This window comes from Leifsonia sp. HAY1-4F, from assembly GCF_056755275.1.
This window is the reverse complement of record NZ_JBNDHX010000425.1, coordinates 1-253: the sequence shown is the minus strand read 5'-3', so window position 1 is coordinate 253 and position 253 is coordinate 1. Positions and strand designations below refer to the sequence as shown.

Annotated in this window: 1 pseudogene; it reads left to right on the top strand. The window is 65.2% G+C overall.

The features are described from left to right. Positions 1-253 (top strand): annotated as a pseudogene (locus tag ACPYOG_RS20055) (carbohydrate ABC transporter substrate-binding protein); the annotation flags it as partial.

Genomic DNA, 253 nt, shown 5'->3' with positions numbered 1-253 from the left:
ATGTCGGACAAGATCCAGGCGCTGATGGGCAGCAGCGGCGGCGTGCCCGTCACGGCGAAGGCCAGTGAGATCACCGACCCGAAGTCGAAGGAGCTCATCCAGAACTTCAACGCCCCGACGGCCGAGGACGGGATCGCGTACTACCCCGACTGGCCCACGCCGACCTTCTACGACCAGCTGAACGCCGGTCGGCAGGAGCTCATCAACGGCACGAAGGAACCGTCCGCGGTCAACAAGGAGCTCGGCTCCGAGT